Source organism: Rhizobium johnstonii 3841, from assembly GCF_000009265.1.
In the GTDB taxonomy this organism is placed as follows: domain Bacteria; phylum Pseudomonadota; class Alphaproteobacteria; order Rhizobiales; family Rhizobiaceae; genus Rhizobium; species Rhizobium acaciae.
The window spans coordinates 4,092,501-4,112,068 of the sequence record NC_008380.1; the positions used below are offsets into that span (position 1 = coordinate 4,092,501).

General features: G+C 62.6%; 16 protein-coding genes. All 16 read left to right on the forward strand.

Translation table 11 applies throughout. The features are described from left to right. Positions 1-34: 34 nt before the first annotated feature. The 16 genes from RL_RS19970 to RL_RS20045 all read left to right on the forward strand — a co-directional run bounded on the left by RL_RS19970 (position 35) and on the right by RL_RS20045 (position 19,361). Positions 35-241 (forward strand): hypothetical protein, encoded by a 207-nt coding sequence (locus RL_RS19970; protein WP_011653303.1) that lies wholly within the window; start codon positions 35-37, stop codon positions 239-241. A gap of 158 nt (positions 242-399) precedes the next feature. Then, positions 400-1,206, forward strand: coding sequence for a pseudouridine synthase (locus RL_RS19975; protein ID WP_011653304.1), 807 nt, complete (start codon positions 400-402; stop codon positions 1,204-1,206). A gap of 14 nt (positions 1,207-1,220) precedes the next feature. Then, positions 1,221-1,919, forward strand: a complete 699-nt coding sequence (locus RL_RS19980; protein WP_011653305.1) for a phosphoribosyltransferase — start codon at positions 1,221-1,223, stop codon at positions 1,917-1,919. A gap of 91 nt (positions 1,920-2,010) precedes the next feature. Further along, on the forward strand, positions 2,011-3,753 hold the full coding sequence (locus tag RL_RS19985) for an SLC13 family permease (protein ID WP_011653306.1): 1,743 nt from the start codon (positions 2,011-2,013) through the stop codon (positions 3,751-3,753). An 84-nt stretch (positions 3,754-3,837) separates the two neighbouring features. Continuing rightward, complete coding sequence (locus RL_RS19990; protein WP_011653307.1) at positions 3,838-4,782, forward strand: phosphoribosylaminoimidazolesuccinocarboxamide synthase; 945 nt, start codon at positions 3,838-3,840, stop codon at positions 4,780-4,782. A gap of 211 nt (positions 4,783-4,993) precedes the next feature. Further along, complete coding sequence (locus RL_RS19995; RefSeq protein ID WP_011653308.1) at positions 4,994-5,596, forward strand: TetR family transcriptional regulator; 603 nt, start codon at positions 4,994-4,996, stop codon at positions 5,594-5,596. Positions 5,597-5,765: 169 nt separating this feature from the next. Then, positions 5,766-6,977, forward strand: a complete 1,212-nt coding sequence (locus RL_RS20000; protein WP_011653309.1) for an efflux RND transporter periplasmic adaptor subunit — start codon at positions 5,766-5,768, stop codon at positions 6,975-6,977. 48 nt (positions 6,978-7,025) lie between these two features. Next, positions 7,026-10,136, forward strand: a complete 3,111-nt coding sequence (locus RL_RS20005; RefSeq protein ID WP_011653310.1) for an efflux RND transporter permease subunit — start codon at positions 7,026-7,028, stop codon at positions 10,134-10,136. 150 nt (positions 10,137-10,286) lie between these two features. Continuing rightward, a complete protein-coding gene (locus tag RL_RS20010) occupies positions 10,287-11,720 on the forward strand; it encodes an efflux transporter outer membrane subunit (RefSeq protein WP_011653311.1) in 1,434 nt (477 codons plus the stop codon). Positions 11,721-11,894: 174 nt separating this feature from the next. After that, positions 11,895-12,938, forward strand: a complete 1,044-nt coding sequence (locus tag RL_RS20015) for a LacI family DNA-binding transcriptional regulator (protein WP_011653312.1) — start codon at positions 11,895-11,897, stop codon at positions 12,936-12,938. 1 nt (position 12,939) lies between these two features. Next, positions 12,940-13,962: an ABC transporter substrate-binding protein gene (locus RL_RS20020; protein ID WP_011653313.1), complete on the forward strand. Its 1,023-nt coding sequence runs from the start codon at positions 12,940-12,942 to the stop codon at positions 13,960-13,962. Between the two features lie 68 nt (positions 13,963-14,030). After that, on the forward strand, positions 14,031-14,858 hold the full coding sequence (locus tag RL_RS20025) for an ABC transporter permease (protein ID WP_011653314.1): 828 nt from the start codon (positions 14,031-14,033) through the stop codon (positions 14,856-14,858). Continuing rightward, positions 14,855-15,634, forward strand: a complete 780-nt coding sequence (locus tag RL_RS20030) for an ABC transporter permease (protein ID WP_011653315.1) — start codon at positions 14,855-14,857, stop codon at positions 15,632-15,634. Before RL_RS20025 ends, RL_RS20030 begins: the two co-directional genes overlap by 4 nt. After that, positions 15,627-16,652: an ABC transporter ATP-binding protein gene (locus tag RL_RS20035; protein WP_011653316.1), complete on the forward strand. Its 1,026-nt coding sequence runs from the start codon at positions 15,627-15,629 to the stop codon at positions 16,650-16,652. The genes RL_RS20030 and RL_RS20035 overlap by 8 nt, the downstream gene beginning before the upstream one ends. Positions 16,653-16,656: 4 nt before the next feature. Next, entirely contained in the window at positions 16,657-17,577 is a 921-nt protein-coding gene (locus tag RL_RS20040; protein ID WP_028742171.1) for a nucleoside hydrolase, read from the forward strand. Beyond that, on the forward strand, positions 17,574-19,361 hold the full coding sequence (locus RL_RS20045) for an adenine deaminase (RefSeq protein ID WP_011653318.1): 1,788 nt from the start codon (positions 17,574-17,576) through the stop codon (positions 19,359-19,361). The genes RL_RS20040 and RL_RS20045 overlap by 4 nt, the downstream gene beginning before the upstream one ends. Positions 19,362-19,568 lie beyond the last annotated feature (207 nt).

Here is a 19,568-nt window from a genome sequence, read left to right on the forward strand (position 1 = left end):
CTATGGGAACATAAAAAACGAAGGGAGGACTACCATGGAAAACAAGAGGGCCAACTGCATTATCGAAGTCAGTGTCGACAGCGCCGATGGCCGCTATGCGGTCGGCATCATGAATATGCGCCAGGCACTCGATCTGCCGGAAATGCCTAGTCTGTCCTACACACATCCGGATCCGGTCAAGGCCGCCGCCGGCATAGTCGTCAGCCGCAAGGAACTGGCCGGCTTCATGGCCTGCCGCTGAGGCAGCGCCACCCTAGCAAAGCCGCGACGGCGCTTTATCCAAAGCGCTGAGCCACTTTTGCAGCGCCTGTTATTCCCCTCGTTTTTTATTCACGCTGCTGGCATCCTTCTGTCGTTCATGCCAAGAAAACGGCATCAAAAGCAGGATAAGGATGGCAGATGAGGGAGCGGCGCCCACCGCACAAGACGCGTGAACGGACAAAGCCTACCGATAACGCCGCGGCCAAACGGGTTACCCTTCCCCGTGCCCTTTCCAAGCTCGGTTATTGCTCCCGCACGCAGGCCGAACGCCTGATCGCCGAAAATCGTGTTGCGGTTGATGGTCGTATCGTCAACGATACCTCAGCATGGGTCGATCTTGCCACGGCAAGGATCAGCATCGACGGCCTTGTCATCGCGGCCGAAGCGAAAATCTATCTGATGCTCAACAAGCCCCGCGGTCTCGTCACCACCCGCCACGACCCAGAAGGCAGGCCGACGGTCTACGATTGCCTCAGGGATTTCGACATCCCGCATCTCTCTCCGGTCGGCCGGCTCGACAAGGCCAGCGAGGGCCTGCTGCTTTTCACCAACGACACCGAATTCGCCCAGATCCTGCTCGATCCGGTCACGCATGTGACGAAAACCTATCATGTCCAGATCGACCGCATCATGGACGACGAGGACATTGCCGCGATGACATCGGGCATCCGCCACGACGGCGAGCTACTGACGGCGACCGCCGCGCGGCGCCTGCGCCACGGTGACAGGAATTCATGGATCGAGGTCGAGCTCGACGAGGGCCGCAACCGCCAGATCCGCCGCATGCTGGAGGCGCTCGGAACCGAATGCCTGCGCCTCGTGCGCGTCGCAATCGGCGGGCTCGAACTCGGCGAACTGCCGAAAGGCGCCGTGCGTGCGCTGAGCGAACCGGAATTGCAGGCGCTGCGCCGGAAAACCGGCATGGAAAGGACGAGACGCAATTGACTGGTGTGACGGAGATGGCGCCGCAGGATTTCTGGCAGGAGATTCACCCGCAAGGCACCTTTGCCGGCGATGGGGAATTTACCTCCTTCTATGTCGCCACGCTCGAAGACGGCCGCCAGCTTCGCCTGCCGATCCGTGAGCTGGCGGATGGCGACCGCGCCCTCGCCTCGCTGATCGTCAACCAGGCGAGCTTCGCCGTGCTCGATGCGCTCGCCGAAAGCCTTGCCGAAAAGATCAGGCCCATGCGCATCGACGTCGTTGCCGGCCTGCCGACGCTCGGCCTGACGCTGGCCGCCGCCGTGGCGCAGAAGCTCGGCCATGGCCGCTACGTTCCGCTCGGCACCTCGCGCAAATTCTGGTATCGCGACGAGCTCTCCGTCGCCCTGTCTTCGATCACCACCCCGACACAGCAGAAACGCCTCTATATCGATCCGCGCATGCTGCCGCTGCTGCAGGGACAACGCGTCGCACTCATCGATGACGTCATTTCCAGCGGCGCCTCGATCGTCGCCGGTCTTCATCTGCTGACAGGCTGCGGCATCGAACCCGTCGTCATCGGTGCAGCCATGCTGCAATCGGAGCGCTGGCGCGAAAGCCTCGCAGCCGCCGGGCCGCAATGGAGCGCTCGCACCATCGGCGTTTTCGCAACCCCCATTCTGGAGCGGAACGCCAGAGGCCGGTGGCAAGCACCATCAGCCAGACGCGCGATATGAGGATTGTTCAATCTTTGCCTGAAGGCACCTCTGTACAGCGCATGAGGAACGATTACAGTCCCGCCTGATCGATGAAACAACGGACCCGCCCATGTCGTTCGAGCAAGCATCCCTGCTGATCCTTCTGCTGGCGATGCTCATTCTCTTCTCGCTCGATCGCATCCGCATCGAGGTGGTCTCGATCGCCGGCCTGCTTGGCGGCTATGCGCTCGGCCTTTATCCCGCCGATCAGATCTTCACGGGCTTCGCCAGTCCCGTCGTCATCACTGTCGTCGAGATCCTGCTGATCGTCCAGGTGCTGGCGCGCGCCAGGATCTTCGACAGTCTCGCCGTCCGTTTCGCGGCCGCAAGACCTTCGGGCTTCAAGGTCATATCAGGCACTTCCGCGCTCGCCGGCTTCATGTCCATCTTCATGAACAATATCGGCGCCTTTGCGATCACCTTGCCGGTCGCGCTACGCCTCGGCACGGTCCTGACGATCCCCCGCCGCCAGCTCGTCATGCCGGTCTCGTTCGCGGCCCTGCTCGGCGGCCTCGTTTCGCTGATCGGCACGCCGGCCAACCTGCTCGTCAGCGATGCGCTCGCCAAGGCGACCGGAACCGGCTTTCACTTCTTCGATTTCGCCTATGTCGGCCTGCCGGTGGCCATCGCCGGCATTCTGCTCATCGCCTTTCGCGTGCAGCACCTGTTTCCGGAAGCCGACGAAACACCCGCAACGATCTCCGCGGCGGCGCGGCGCATCGTCGTCGAGCGTCGCATTTCTGACGTCTCACCGCTGATCGGCGTAAGGCTTTCCGATTGCCCGGCACGGTTCGTCATCAAGCCGTACGCGCTGATCCGTGACGACAACTTTGCGTTCGGTCCGCTCGACCAGTTGGTGATCGAACCCGGCGACGTACTGCTTGCCGAGGGCGCCGATGCGACCTTTGCCGATCTTGCCGCCACACGGGCGCTGATGGCCGATGCCCATCCGCTTGGTCTGCAGCCGGATTTCACCCGTATCGAAGCCGTGGTCATGCCGGAAAGCACGCTGGTCGGTTCGCGCGTCCGTTCGCTTGAAGTCTTCCATTCTCGCGGCGTTGCTGTCACCGCCCTTTCCATGCGCGCGCCACGCATCGAAGGCCGCTTCCTCGACCTGCAATTGTCGATCGGCGATATATTGACGCTGGAGGGGCCGCGCATTGCAATCGGCGAAGCGTTGGAGGAAAGCGAGTGCCTGCCGCTCGCCTCGACAGCACCGAGCGAACCGGCGCTCCTATCCTGGCGGCCTTTCGCGCTCTTTGCCTGCGGCGTCGCCGCCTCGGCGGCCGGCCTGCGTCCCGACGTCGCTTTTGCCGGCGTCGTGCTCGTGCTCGCTCTGCTCAATCACCTCAACATCCGTCAGGCGATGGCCGACCTCAATTGGCCGATCATCATCATGCTCGCGGCGATGATCCCGATCGGCCAGGCGGTGGCGACCACCGGAGCGGCCGAAACCATTGCCGGCTGGCTCAGCCTCGTCGTGCCGATCGCCCATCCACTCTTAGGCATCGCCCTCATCCTCTTCCTCGCCATGACATTGACGCCTTTTGTCAACAACGCGACGGTCGCAATCGTCCTGACCCCGATCGCACTGGAATTCGCAAGAGCCGGTCGGCATGCGCCTGACGCCTATCTGATTGCGGTCGCCGCCGGCGCGTCGCTCGATTTCCTGACACCCTTCGGCCATCACAACAACACGCTGGCAATGGGGATCGGCGGCTACCGCTTCGGCGATTTCCTGCGCACCGGCTGGCCGCTTGCCGTCACAAGTTACGGCCTCGCCCTGCTTCTTACCGCTCTGTTCTGGCTGTGATGCGATACCCGATCGGCTTGACTTCCCCAGCAATGAAACTAGAGCAGGAAGTCTTCACCCAATAATTAAGGACAGTCGAACGCCGTGCGAATTCTCTCCGAAGCCCATTTCCCGGAATTGCCGAACTATTATCGCGGCAAGGTGCGCGAGAATTACGATCTTCCGGACGGACGCCGCATCATTATCAGCACCGACCGGCTGAGCGCTTTCGACCGCATCCTCACCTGCATCCCCTATAAGGGCCAGGTGCTGACACAGACGGCGCGCTACTGGTTCGAGGCGACGAAGGACATCTGCCCGAACCACGTTCTCGACTATCCCGATCCGAATGTCGTCATCGGCAAGCGGCTCGACATCCTGCCGGTCGAGATCGTCGTGCGCGGTTATCTCGCCGGCACCACCGGCACCTCGATCCTGACGCTTTATAAGAAGGGCGAACGCGAGATGTACGGCATGCGTCTGCCCGACGGCATGCGCGACAATCAGATCCTGCCGGAACCCGTCATCACGCCGACCAGCAAGGAATTCGACGGCGGCCACGATGAGCCGCTGACACCCACCGAAATCGTCACGCGTGGCCTTCTCACCAATGAACAATGGCAGACGCTGTCGACATATGCGCTCGCCCTCTTTGCCCGTGGCCAGGAGATGGCGGCGAAAAACGGGCTGATCCTGGTCGATACCAAATACGAGTTCGGCACCGACGGTGACGGCAACATTATCCTCGCCGACGAGATCCACACGCCGGACAGCAGTCGCTACTGGCTTGCCGAAAGCTATCCGGCAAGCTTTGCCGCCGGAAAACGCCCGGAAAGTTTCGACAAGGATTTTGTCCGCGCCTGGGTGGCGGAGCGCTGCGACCCCTATAAGGACGAGATCCCGGAAATCCCCGCCGAACTGATCGAGCAGACCTCGGCCGTCTATATCAAAGCCTACGAGGCGATCACCGGCGAGCGCTTCGTTCCAGACGATAGCGGCGAGACGCCGCTTGCCCGTGTCCGCAACAACCTCGCTCGCTATTTTCCTTGAAAAGGCGACAGACGAAAGCCGCCGGGCCGATCACCGGCTTGCGGCGTTTCGCCCAATCGCGCTAGGGCGCCGCGCGTCCAACAGGACACGTTAAGGACGCTCTATCACTTTGAATTGGCGCATAATCCTTTCCGAAAATCGATTCCGATTTTCGGGGTTATGCGCTAGCATCGAAAAAAAGCGGTATCGGGCTCAGCCCGGCGGGGAACAGATGGTAAGAAGGCCAAGACGCAAGGCCGAGGAAACGCGGGAAGACATTCTTTCCATGGCGGAGATGCTGTTTCGCGAGCGCGGCTTCGTCGCGGTGTCGATCGCCGATATCGCCGGCGCGCTCCACATGTCGCCCGCTAATGTCTTCAAGCATTTCCGTTCCAAGGTGGCGCTCGTCGATGCGATCGCCGGACGCCATCTCGATGATGCCGCCGAGCGCTTCGCCGCCTTCGATGAAAAGCTGCCGCCAAAGGAACAACTGCTGCGCTTCATCCTGCGCCTGCTGGAAAGCCACCTGCAGGACATCCAGAAGAACCCTTATATCTTCGAAATGGTGCTTTCGACGATCGAGGCCAAACTCGAGGCCGGCAATCGCTATCGCGCCCGCATCGAGGCGAAGCTCGGCGAGATCATCCGTGAAGGCATGGCGGAGGGAAGTTATCATTGCCGCGATCCCGAGAGCGCGGCGCGTACCGTTGCAGACGTCCTGGCCTGCGTGCTGCACCCTGTCCTGATCGCTCGCGACGACAAGGAGACCCTTGTGCACCGCGCCGAAAAAATCGTGTGTTTCGTCGATGCCGCACTGCAAAATAGCGCTTGCTAAGTGATGATTGCTGAATTACGTCACTTCGTAAAGCTTTTCTTAAATTCGGATAACGGCATTTGAAGCCAACCCAATCCTGACGCCTATATAAGCCTGCGCTCGCTCAAGCCGAGCCCGCAGGCCCGAGCTCGTGGATTGAACGGCGATTGCCACCGCACAGGAATTCACCATGATACGGCGTGCCCTCCTCATCTCCTCGGCCCTGGCATTAGCAGCCCTTCTCGCCGCTTGCAGCGACAGTGGCTCCAAGCCCGCCGGCAATGCGGGTGCAGGCGCGGCGCAGCAGGCTGCCCCCGTCGGCGTCATCACGCTGACGAAGGGCAGCTTCCCGATCACCACGATCCTGCCAGGCCGCGCCGAGACATTTCAGACCGCCGATATCCGGCCGCAGGTTAGCGGCCTGATCCGCGAGGTCGCCTTTAAGGACGGCGGCGAGATCAAGAAAGGCGACCTTCTCTACCAGATCGAGGATGCACCCTATATCGCTGCCGTCGAGCAGGCCAAGGCGGCGATCTCCAAGGCGCAGGCGAGCGTGCCCAGCGCTGAAAGCAATCTCGACCGCTACCAGCGCCTTGTCGGCAGCGGCGCCACGCAGATCGAATTCGAAACGGCCAAGACGACGCTGCTCCAGGCCAAGGCCGAAGTCGAGTCGGCAAAGGCCTCGCTTTCCGCTGCACAGATCGACCTCGACCACACCAGGATCGTCGCGCCTTTCGATGGCATCATCGACCAGACGGCCGTTAATGTCGGCAACGTCGTCTCTGCCAACCAGACGACGGCGCTGACGACGATCCGCCAGCTCGATCCGATCTACATCTCGCTGACGGAATCGAGCACCAACCTCTTGAAGCTGCGTGATGCAATGGCCGCCGGCGACATCAAGGGCGAAGCCAATGTCGTCTTCCATCTGATCCTGGAAAACGGCAAGGAATATAACCAGCAGGGCAAGCTCGACATGTCGAAGCAAGTGGTCAGTGAGACCACAGGCACATTCATCATCCGTGTGCTCTTTCCCAATCCCGACCGTATCGTGCTGCCCGGCATGTATGTCCGTGCAACCGTCGAGCTCGGCGCCGAGGCCGGTTATTCGCTGCCGCAACTGGCGACGAGCCGTGACGCCAACGGCCGACTGACGGCACAGTTCATTTCCGCCGACGGCAAGGTCGAAACCCGCGCCTTCGAGAACAGCTCGCCCTCCAACAATTCCTGGCTCGTGACCGAAGGCATCAAGGACGGCGATCAGCTGATCGTCAGCGGCCTGCAATCGATCACCTCAGGCATGCCGGTGAAGCCGGTCCCGATGAAGATCAACGACACCGGCGTGGTCGTGCCTGCCGAGCAGCCCGCGGCCGGTGACGCGCAGAAGCCCGCAGCGAAGTAATCGCCGCAGGCCCGCATCGTCACCGTCTCAGCCGCACAGGAATAACCGATGGCCAAGTTTTTCATCCGACGTCCGATTTTCGCCTGGGTCATTGCGATCACTATCATGCTCGCCGGCCTGCTGGCGATCTTCACGCTGTCGATCTCGCAATATCCCGACATCGCTCCGACGACGGTTCGCATCAACGCCACCTATCGCGGCGCCAGCGCCGAGACTGTCGAGAAATCGGTGACGACGATCATCGAGGACGGTATGACCGGCCTCGACGACCTCACCTACATGACTTCGACCTCATCGACGGGTTCGGCCAGCATCCAGCTCACCTTCGGGACGAGCGCCGATCCCGATATCGCCCAGGTGCAGGTGCAGAACAAGCTGCAGCTGGTTCAGTCGCAGCTTCCAAGCGACGTCATCGATGCCGGCATCAGCGTCACCCGCTCGACCTCGAGCATCCTTCTCGTCGGCTCGCTCGTTTCGACCGACGGCAAGCGCAACTCCGTCGACCTTGGCAATATCATGTCGACCTCGATCGAGGATCAGATCCAGCGCCTGGAAGGCGTCGGCAGCATCAATGTCTTCGGTTCGGGATACGCCATGCGCGTCTGGCTCGATCCGTTCAAGCTGCTGAAATACCAGTTGACGCCGAGCGACGTGACGTCAGCCATCCAGGCGCAGAACACCCAGGTTTCCGTCGGTTCGCTCGGTGCTCAGCCGACGATCCCCGGCCAGCAGATCAACGTCACCATCACCGCCCAAAGCCAGCTGACCACCGTCGCCGATTTCGAGCACATCATCCTGAAGGTCGAAAAGGACGGCGCGACGGTGCGCCTGAGCGACGTCTCGCGCATCGAGATCGGTCAGGAAAGCTACGGCGGCAGTTCGCGGTACAACGGCCAGCCGTCGACCGGTTTCGCCGTCAACCTTGCAATCGGCGCCAACGCCATCGATACCGCCGCCCGCGTGCGCTCGGCGCTTGAGGTTATCGGCCGCGGCCTGCCGGCAGGTGTCGAGATCACCTATCCCTACGACACCACGCCCTTCGTGGAACTGTCGATCGAGAAGGTCGTACACACGCTGATCGAGGCGATCGTGCTCGTCTTCGTGGTGCTGCTCGTCTTCCTGCAGAATCTCCGGGCGACGCTGATCCCGACGATTGCCGTTCCCGTGGTGCTGCTCGGCACCTTCGGGGTGCTGGCGGTCACCGGCTATTCGATCAATACCTTGACGATGTTCGCCATGGTGCTGGCGATCGGTCTTCTCGTTGACGACGCCATCGTCGTCGTCGAAAACGTCGAACGCATCATGTCCGAAGAAAAGCTTTCGCCGCTCGAAGCGACGGAAAAATCGATGGGCGAGATCACCGGCGCCATCGTCGGCATCGCGCTCGTCCTCACAGCCGTCTTCATTCCGATGGCCTTCTTCGGCGGTTCGACCGGCATCATCTATCGCCAGTTCTCGATCACCATCGTCTCGGCCATGTTGCTGTCGGCGCTCGTCGCCCTCGTGCTGACGCCCGCACTTTGCGCCACGATGCTGAAGCCGGTCGGCGAACACAGGAAACACCGCGTCGGCGACTGGTTCAACCGCAACTTCACGCGCTCGACCAACGGCTATATCAGCACCATCGGCTATCTGCTGAAGCGGCCGATCCGCGTCATGCTGGTCTTCCTTTTGGTCGGCGCCGGCTGCGCCTATCTCTTCACCCGCCTGCCGAGCTCCTTCCTGCCGCAGGAAGACCAGGGCGTGCTGCTGACCATCGTCACCACACCGCCGGGCTCGACCACGCAGCAGACCCAGGCAGTCGTCGAGAAGGTCGAGAAATACTATCGTGAAAACGAGAAGGACGCCGTCGATTCCGTGTTCGGCGCACTCGGCTTCGGCTTCAGCGGTTCCGGCCAGAACAGCGCCATCGTCTTCACCAAGCTCAAGGATTTCTCGCTGCGCACCGATCCGACGCTGAGCGCTCAATCGGTCGTCAACCGGGCGCTTGGCAATTTCTTTGCGATCCGCGAGGCGCAGGTCTTCGCGCTGCTGCCGCCGGCGATCCAGGGTCTCGGCGTGTCGAGCGGCTTCTCCATGTATCTCGTCGACACCGGCGGCCACGGCAACGACGCCTTGACGGCCGCCTCCAAGCGGCTGATCCAGATGGGCAATAGCTCGGGCAAGATCGTGGCGCTGCGCAGCAGCAACAAGGAAGTCGAGCCGCAGATGCGCATCGTGCTCGATCAGGAAAAGATCGGCGCCATGGGCGTCGACATCGCCTCGGTCAATTCCATGCTGTCGATCATCTTCACCGGCCGTGATGTCAACGACTTCACGCTGAACGGCGAGATCAAGCCAGTCTACGTCGAGGGCGATGCGCCCTTCCGCATGCAGCCGAGCGATCTCAACCACTGGTACGCCCGCAACAATGACGGCGAAATGGTGCCCTTCTCCGCCTTTACCCGCACGGAGTGGGTGAAGGGCGCGCCCTCGCTTGCCCGCTTCAACGCCGTCAGCGCCATTCCGCTCGATGGCGCTTCCGCACCCGGGGTTTCCTCCGGCGATGCGATGAACGAAATGGCAGCACTGACCAATGAACTCGGTGGCGGTTACACGGTCGCCTGGCAGGGCATCTCCTATCAGGAGCGGCTGTCCGGTTCGCAGGCGCCGATGCTCTACGCGATCTCGGTGCTGGTCGTCTTCCTCTGCCTGGCAGCGCTTTACGAAAGCTGGTCGATCCCCTTCTCGGTGATCATGGCGGTGCCCGTCGGCATCCTCGGGGCGCTGACGGCGGCAACGGTCTTCGGCCAGGCGAACGACGTCTATTTCAAAGTCGGCTTGCTGACCACCATCGGGCTGGCGGCGAAGAACGCCATTCTGATTGTCGAATTCGCCAAGGACCGCATGGAAAGCGGCATGGGGCTCTACGAGGCGACATTGGAAGCGGCGAGATTGCGCCTGCGGCCGATCATCATGACCTCGCTTGCCTTCATTCTCGGCGTCGTGCCGCTGGCGATCGCGACAGGCGCGGGCTCGGCAGCACAGAATGCCATCGGCATCGGCGTTCTCGGCGGCATGCTGGCGGCCACGATGCTCGGGATTTTCTTCGTGCCGTCGTTTTTCGTCGTCATTCGACGCATCTTTGCCACACGCGGCAAAAATGCGGCAGGACCGTGATATAAATGCACTGTGATAATGCTGTTGCCGTTGCTACATTGCGCCCGACTGCTTCGGAATGGTGTTTTTGGTAGAACGAGGCGCGGCGGCCGATAGTGAAGTATGAAGCTTCAGACAAGAATTGACTTGCTCGAGTACAGGATGAAATGAATGGTATCTCTTCGTTTTGCCACACCGGCATTATTGTTATTATTGTCGGGCTGCGTTGTGGGCCCGGATCATGTTCCTCCTGAGATGCCGCTGCCCGCCAAATTCGGAGAGGGTGGAACCAAGAGCGATGGCGATGTTACCACCGTTGCTTGGTGGAGCGCCTTCAAAGACCGCAAGCTGGACGGCCTCGTCCAGTCCGGCCTCGACCAGAACCTGTCAGTCCAGCAGGCGATCGAACGCATCAATTCGGCTTCCGCTAACGTCACCGTCGCAGGAGCCGGTGCCCTGCCGAACCTGACGGTCGGTGCCTCGCACACGGTTAGCGGCCAGAAGGGCGAACTGCGCACGCAGTTCGACACGCGCAACACCAGCGGCGGCGAAGCACAGCTGACCTGGCTGCTCGATATTTTCGGCCTCTACAAGCGCAACACCGAGAGTGCTCTCGCTTCGCTCGATTCTGCTTACGCATCGGCAGACGTTGCCAAGCTGACCCTCGTGCAGGACCTCGTTTCGAGCTATATCGACGTTCGTTATTATCAGCAGCGCCTGGCACTTTCGAAGGCCAACCTGAAGTCCCGTCAGGAAACCTACGAACTGACCAAGTTCCAGCTGGAAGCCGGCGCCGCCTCGCGTCTCGACGTCGTTCAGGCCGAAGGCCTGGTGCAGTCGACGCTCGCCGAAATTCCCGGCCTCGAAACCAACATCCGCATTTCGGCCCATCACATCGCCACGCTGCTCGGCCTGCCGGCCGCAACCCTTGTCGATGATCTGCTGAAGGGCTATGGCCAGCCGGTATTCCGCGGCGGCATTACCTCCGGTATCCCGGCCGACCTGATCCGCAACCGTCCCGACATCCGGGTGGCGGAACGCGACCTTGCGGCCGCAACCGCCCAGATCGGCGTCGCCCAGGCGCAGCTCTATCCGAGCATCTCGCTCAGCGGCTCGATCTCGCCGGCTTACATCAACCAGCGCGGCATCCATGGCGGCCTGACGCCCTGGTCCTTCGGCCCGACCCTCAACCTGCCGATCTTCGATGGCGGGACCCTGCGCGCCGGCGTCAAGACGGCGCAGTCCAATGCTGCAGCGGCCTATCTCAACTGGAAGTCGACCGTGCTGACCGCGATCGAACAGGTCGAGAATGCACTTTCGGCTGTCCGGCGTGACGCCCGCACGGTTTCGGCGCTTCAAGCCCAGGTGAAGACCACGCAAGAAACGCTCGAACTTTCGACCGCATCCTACAAGGACGGCGCTTCTTCGCTGCTTGACGTTCTCGACGCCCAGCGCCAGGTTTCGCTCGCCCAGGCAAGCCTTGCCGCAGCCGTCCAGCAGATGGCCAAGGACTACGTGTCGCTGAATATCGCAATCGGCGGCGGTTTCGCCCCCGGCGGCAACACCACCGCACCGGCGGCGAAGATTGTGGCTGTCAAGGGCTGACAGCTGCTTCAATCGATCTGAAAGTACAAAGCCTCGCGATCGTCTCGCGGGGCTTTTTTCTTATCCGCCGCGTCCGTAACCGAATAATTGCGGATAAGATGAATTCGGATTCGACAGGCGGGAAAAGCTGAGCTATTACTCTGATTAAACGATTAATCAAAGTGATCGTCAATCATGCCAGCATCGCGCCCGGGACCGAACCTCAGCAGGATAGCGACGTCGCTCGGCGTCTCCGCCGCCACGGTCTCCAATGCGCTTTCCGGCAAGGGCCGGGTGTCCGGCCAACTGGTCGAAAGAATCCGCGAGCATGCAGCCGAGCTCGGTTACGTCCCGAGCCAGGCCGGGCGGGCGCTACGGACCGGCCGCAGCGGCGTTCTCGGCCTGGTGCTGCCCGATATCGCCAATCCGCTGTTCCCGAAGATCGCGCAGGCGATCGAATTCGCTGCCTCGGCCGCCGGTTACGGCGTGCTGATCGCCGATTCTCGCGGTGATGTCGCCGCCCAGACCGAGGCGATCAACCGGCTGGTCGAGCGCGGCGTCGACGGCATGGTCGTCATTCCCCGCCGCGCCACCCGCATTTCGTCCGCAGCATGTCCGGTCGCCGTCATCGACACTCCCTCGACGCCCGGCAACACCGTTGCCGCCGACCATTGGCAGGGCGGCCGCGAAATCGCCGGCCATCTCGCAGGCCTCGGCCATCGCCGTATCCTCATCATCGGCAACAATCGGGAATCCAACGTCCAGAACGACCGCGCCGGCGGCATCCGCTCCGGCATGCGCGCGGGCATGCATTCGGCAACGCTGTGGATCGACAGGCTGGAACAGGAGAACGGCAGCGGCTGCCCGCTCGGCCTCGCCGAAAAAGTCAGGCAGGGTTTCACCGCTTTCGCGGCCCTCTCCGACCTGCAGGCGCTGCGGGCGCTGACGGAGTTGCAGCAGGCGGGCATCAACATTCCCACTGACGTCAGCGTCACCGGCTTCGACGACCTCATCTGGTCGCCTGTTGTCACGCCGTCGCTGACGACGGTCCGGATGGACATGGAGAGGATTGCCGGGATCGCGGTGTCGGCGTTGGTGGATACCATAAGAACAAGCAGCATCCGGGAGGGCGTGCTCGTTACGGCGGAGATCGAACGCGTCGCCATGCAGCTGATCGTCCGCCAATCATCCGGGCCTGCGAACCCGGCACCAAGAACCTCAGAGATGGAGAACATGTAAGATGAAAAAAGCTCTCATTGCCTCGGCAGCCCTCGCCGCCCTATGCCCGCTCGGCGCCGCCGCGGCAGAGCGGACGCTGACGATTTCCGTCTATGCCTTTGCGCAGGACGATTTCAAGACGCTGGTCTACGATCCGTTCGAAGCCAAATGCGGCTGCAAGCTGGTGGTCGAAACCGGCAACAGCGTCGAGCGTCTGGCCAAGATGGAGGCGAACAAGGCCAACCCCGTCGTCGATCTCGCCGCCGTTTCCATGGCCGATGCGCTGGCCGCGTCCCGCACCGGCCTGATCGACAAGATCGATACCGCGAAGCTCGCCGATTTCGCCAAGCTCTATGACGTCGCCAAGGATCCGAACGGCGACGGCATGAGCGTCGGTTACACCTTCTACGCCACATCGATTGCCTATCGCTCCGACAAGATGAAGATCGACTCCTGGGCCGATCTATTGAAGCCGGAATATGTCGGACACGTCGCCTTTCCGAACGTGACCACCAATCAAGGCCCGCCGGCGCTCTATATGCTCGGCCTGGCGCTCGGCAAGGACACGCCGGATCTGAAGGGGCCGATCGAAGCGCTGGGCGAGAAGAAGGACGAGATCGTCACCTTCTACGAAAAGTCCTCGCAGCTGGTGCAGCTGATGCAGCAGGAAGAGATCTGGGCAGCGCCGATCGGCCGTTTCTCCTGGGCCGGCTTCACCAAGCTCGACGTCCCGGTCGCCTGGGCAACGCCGAAGGAGGGCCAGACCGGCGGTATGAACGTGCTGGTCCTGACCAAGGGCTCGAAGAACCAGGATCTCGCTCTGCAATTCATGGACTTCTGGCTCTCGACCGAGATCCAGACCAAACTCGCCGAAAAGCTGATCGACAGCCCGGCAAACAGCGAGGTCAAGCTTTCCGAAGCCGCCGCCAACAACCTGACCTATGGCGAGGAAACGGCCAAGAGCCTCAAGCTGATCCCATCGGCCGTCGCCCTCGACAATCGCGCCGGCTGGCTGAAGACGTGGAACGAGAAGGTCGGCCAGTAAGGCCCGCGTGAAAACTGGCCCCGGCGCCCCTGCCGGGGCCTCCCTCTTCTCCACTCGAAAGGCGCCTCATGTTCCAGAACCGCGCAGAAGCCCTGGCGCTTGCCTTGCCGGCGGCCATCTTTGCGACCGTGGTCTTTCTGTTGCCCGTTGCGATCCTCTTGTCGGAGGGCTTCCGCGCCGGCAGCAGCTGGAGCCTGTCGGCCTATGCCGATTTCTTTTCCCAGACGTTGAACCGTACCGTCTTCTTGCGCACGTTCCGGCTCGGCCTCGAAGTCACCGCCGTGTCGGCGGTCATCGGTTATGCCGCAGCCTTTGCCATCGTCAACCTGCCGGCGAAGGGCAAGGGCCGGATGATCGGGCTCATCACCCTGCCGCTGATGATCTCTCCGGTGGCGCGCACCTATGCCTGGATCGTCATTCTCGGCCGCACCGGCATCGTCAACCAGGCGATAACAGGCCTGGGTCTCAGCGCCGAGCCGCTGCGGCTGCTGTTTACCGAGACCGCCGTCTTCATCGGCCTCCTGCAGCTCTTCCTGCCGCTGATGATCCTATCGCTGATCAGCGCACTCGAAAACATGCCGAAGGATGCGATCCCGGCTGCTCGCGTGCTCGGCGCCAACTGGTTCCAGGTCTTCTGGAAAGTCATCCTGCCGCTCACCAGGGAAGGCCTCGTCGTCGGCGGCACGCTGGTCTTCACCGGATCGCTGACCGCCTATATCACCCCCGCCGTGCTTGGCGGCTCCAAGGTGCTGATGCTGGAAACGCTGATGTATCAGCAGGTTTCCGTCGCCAATGATTTCGTTTCGGCAAGCGTCATCGCCTTCATCCTGATCGTCATGAGCTTTGCCGCCAACATTCTGCTGAAACGCCTTGCGACGGCGAGGAACCGCCGATGACACTGCGCCTGTTTTCGCCTCTCGTGCTTTTCCTGCTGCTGGTCTTCCTGATCGGCCCGTTCCTGATCATCATCGCCGCTTCGCTATCGGCGGGCGATACACTGGCCTTCCCGCCGCAGGGCCTGTCGCTGCGTTGGGTGATGAAGGTGTTCACCATCGAGAGCTTTCGCGACAGCTTCGCCATGTCGATGTTCCTCGCCGTCTTCGGAACAATCGCAGCCCTTCTCCTTGGCATCCCGGCCGCCTACGCCCTCTCCCGCTACAAGCTGCCCGCGGCCGAGACCGTCCGCACCATCGTCTCGCTGCCGATCATCGTTCCCGGCATCATCGTCGGCCTGGCGCTGCTGCGTTATCTCGTCGTGCCCTTCGGCTTCAACATCACGCTCGCGCTCTTCTTCGCCCATACAGCCCTGGTGCTGCCCTATGCCGTGCGCGTCGTCTCGGCGAGCCTCGACAATCTGCGCTCGGACATCGAGGAGGCCGCCGTCCTGCTCGGTTCCTCGCGGCTCGGCGCCTTCTTCCGCGTGGTGATGCCGAATATCCGCGGCGGCATCCTTGCCGCCTTCATCCTCGGTTTCGTCACCAGTTTCAATCAGGTGCCGGTCTCGCTCTTCCTGTCCGGTCCCGGCGTCCGCACGCTGCCGATCGACATGCTGGGTTACATGGAAACCACCTACGATCCTTCCATCGCGGCGCTCTCCGCCCTTCTCGCCTTTCTCTCGATCGGCATCGTCTTTCTCGCCGAACGCTTCCTGGGATTCTCGCGCTATGTCTGATGCCTATCTTCAACTCGACAAGCTGACCCTTGCCTATGGCGACACGGTCGCGGTGCGGGACCTCGACCTTGCGATCGGCAAAGGTGAGCTGGTGGCGCTTCTCGGCCCCTCCGGCTGCGGCAAGACGACGACGATGCGCGCCATTGCCGGCCTGCTGACGCCCGCCGGTGGCCGCATCCGCCTCGACGGCGCCGATATCACCCGCGTCTCCGCCAACAAACGCGCCGTTGGCCTCGTCTTCCAGTCCTATGCTCTCTTCCCGCATCTGACAGTTTATGAGAACGTCGCCTTCGGCCTGCGTCTCAAGGGCATTTCCTCCCAGGATCTCGATGCTCGCGTCGGCGCCGGCCTGAAATCCGTCGGGCTCTCGGCTTTCGCCAGCCGCAAGCCTGCCGAACTCTCCGGTGGCCAGCAGCAGCGCGTGGCGCTCGCCCGTTCGATGGTGATGGAGCCGAAGGTGCTGTTGCTCGACGAGCCGCTGTCCAATCTCGATGCCCGCCTTCGCCTTGAAATGCGCGCCGAATTGCAACGCGTGCAGAAAGAGACCGGCGTCACCATGATCTTCGTCACCCACGACCAGGTGGAAGCCCTGGCGCTCGCCGACCGCATCGTCGTGATGCTGAACGGCGGCATCGAACAGATCGGCACGCCGGAGGAGATCTACAACAATCCGGCCTCAGCCTTCGTCGCCGATTTCGTCGGCTTCGAGAATGTCTTCGCGCTGAAGGATGGAAAGCTTGCGACGCCGAATGGGCCGGTCGGCCTTTCCGGCCCGGCTCCGGAAGCCGCAGCGGGCCTCGCCTGGCGTCCGCGCATGGTGAAACTTGGCTCCGGTGCTTTCCAGGGCACCGTGCGCGGCACGTCTTTCGCCGGCAACACCCGCGAATACCTGCTCGACACTCCGCTCGGCCCGATCAAGGCCGAGATCGATGCAGGCCTGCCGCCGCACGAGATCGGCAGCCCGCTTAGCTTCGATCTGCCGGTTGCCGGCGCGGCAAGCCTCAAACGGTTCGGGTGAAATCATGGGCGTCTGGATCGACACGGACATGGGCTTCGACGACATCGCCGCCATTCTGATGGTGGGACAGTCGGAATTCGAGATCGACGGAATATCACTGGTCTTCGGCAATACGCCGCTGCCGCAGGTGAGGATAAACGCCGCCGGCGCCGCCAGCGCCTTCGGCTGGACGTTCCCGATCCACACCGGCCGCGCCATGCCCGTGCTCGGCAAGCTGGAAACCGCTCAGGCGATCCTTGGCGAAACCGGCATCCCGACATCAGGCAGAAGCCTGCCGCCGGCGGCTGACCTTGCCGAAAGCGATGCCTTCACAGCACTCTGCCGCTGGCTGGAGCGCAAAGGCCAGCACCGCATCCTGGCGCTTGGCCCGCTGACCAACATCGCTGCCGTGGCGCTCGCCCGGCCCGATCTTGCTGCCCGCATCACCGAGCTCGTCTGGATGGGCGGCGGCGTCACGTCAGGCAACCATACGGCCTCCGCCGAGTTCAACGCGCTCGCCGATCCCGAAGCCCTCTCGATCGTCATCGCCCATGGCCTGCCGCTGCGCATGGTCGATCTCGACCTCTGCCGCAAGGTGCTGGCGAGGCCCGAAGACGCCGAGCCGGTGCGCAATGCCGGCGGCGCCAACGCCGAGCTGATCGCCGATATGTTTTCGGGTTATATCCGTATCGGCACCAGCCGCGGCCGCCCGGCCATGGCGATTTACGATCCTTCCGCCGCCGTCGCCTTCGTCGCTCCGGATATCGTCAGCTTCCGCCCTGCCCGTATCGACGTCGAGCTGCAGGGCGCCTTGACCCGCGGCCGTACCGTCGTCGAGACCCGCGCCACGCATGCGACCTTCAATGCTCAATTCGCTGCCGACATCGATGCCGACATGGCGCGTGTCATCATTCTCGCTGCCCTGGTCAACGAGGCCCGCAAATGAACGCCACCGCTCGCCAAGAACCCGCCGATCTCAACGATCCCGCTTTGCGCGCCCGCGCCGTCACCGCTGCGCGCGGCGACGCCCCTTTCGACATGCTGATCACCGGTGGCCGGCTGCTCGATACGGTGACGGGCCTGATCCGGCAAGCCGATATCGGCCTCGTCGGCGCGCTGATATCAAGCGTTCATGCCCCGGCAAGCCGCACGGATGCCGTCGAGATCATCGATGCGGCGGGCAGTATCCTGACGCCCGGCCTGATCGACACGCACATGCATATCGAAAGTTCGATGGTGACACCGGCCGAATATGCGAGCGCTGTCTTGCCACGCGGCGTCACCACCATCGTCTGGGATCCGCATGAATTCGGCAACGTCCATGGGCTCGACGGCGTGCGCTGGGCGATCGAGGCGGCGCGCAGCCTGCCGCTGCGTATGATCCTTCTTGCGCCCTCCTGCGTGCCCTCCGCGCCGGGCCTGGAGCTTGCCGGCGCCGATTTCGATGCCTCCATGATCACCGAGATGCTGCACTCCTCCGCCGTCGGCGGCGTCGCCGAAGTGATGAATATGCGCGGCGTCATCGACGGCGATCCGCGCATGACTGATATCGTCAATGCCGGCCTTGCCGCCGGGAAACTCGTCTGCGGCCATGCACGCGGCCTCGAAGGCGCCGATCTCAACGCCTTCATGGCATCGGGCATCACCTCCGACCACGAACTTACCTCCGGTGCCGATCTACTCGCCAAGCTTTCCGCCGGCCTGACGATTGAGCTGCGTGGCTCTCACGACCATCTGCTGCAGGAGTTCGTCGAGGTGCTGAGCGGTCTCGGCCACCTACCCCCGACCGTCACGCTCTGCACCGACGACGTCTTTCCTGACGAACTCCAGGAAGGCGGCGGCCTCGACGACGTCGTCAGGCGCCTGGTGCGCTACGGCATGAAGCCGGAATGGGCCATCCGCGCCGCGACCTTCAACGCCGCACAACGTCTGAAGCGCTCCGATCTCGGCCTCGTCGCCACTGGTCGCCGCGCCGACATCGTGCTCTTCGAAGACCTCACGGAATTCCGGGCGCGGCTCGTCATATCAGGCGGCCGCATCGTTGCCCGCAACGGCAGCATGCAGGTTGCCGTCCAGCAGATCGATACGGCGCCGCTTGTCAATTCGGTGAAGCTGCCGCCGCTGACCGAGAATGATTTTCGCATTCCGGCGAAGGGCGAGCGCGTCCGCGTCGCCACCATCGACCGCCCGCGCTTCACGCAATGGGGCGAGGCCGAAACCGAGGTCAGGGATGGTTTCATCGTGCCGCCGGCCGGCAGCGCCATGATTTCAGTCGCCCATCGCCACGGCAAGACCGACGGCATCCCGCGCATCGGCTTCCTCACCGGCTGGGGTGAATGGCGCGGCGCTTTCTGTACCACCGTTTCGCATGACAGCCATAACCTCACCGTCTTCGGCGGCAATGCCGGCGACATGGCGCTCGCCGCCAACGCAGTCATATCAGCCGGCGGCGGCATGGCTGTCGCCAAGGACGGCAGGATCGAGGCGATGCTGCCGCTGCCGCTCTCCGGCCTGGTGACGGATGCGTCGCTGAAGGACACGGCGCTGGCCTTTGCCGGCATCCGCAAGGCGATGGAAAAGATCGTCACATGGAAGCCGCCCTATCTGGTCTTCAAGGCCTGCTTCGGCGCAACGCTCGCCTGCAATGTCGGCCCGCATCAGACCGATCAGGGAATTGCCGATGTTGTAACGGGCAAGGTGCTGGAAAACCCGGTGCTGGCTGTTTGGTAGATCGTGGAAAGCGCGGCTCCGACAGAAGGCGTGCCGTGTGCCCCTCAAACGCCTAACCGATCGAACCATGCGCCGTTGCGGCAAATCCCGGTGCGTTGTTCGATGAGGTTGACCGCAGCCAGCCCGTCGGGCCCTGCTGTCATCTTTTTCGGCCTACGGTTCGGATCATTGTTGCAATTCATTCTTAATTGCACAATAGTCGAAACA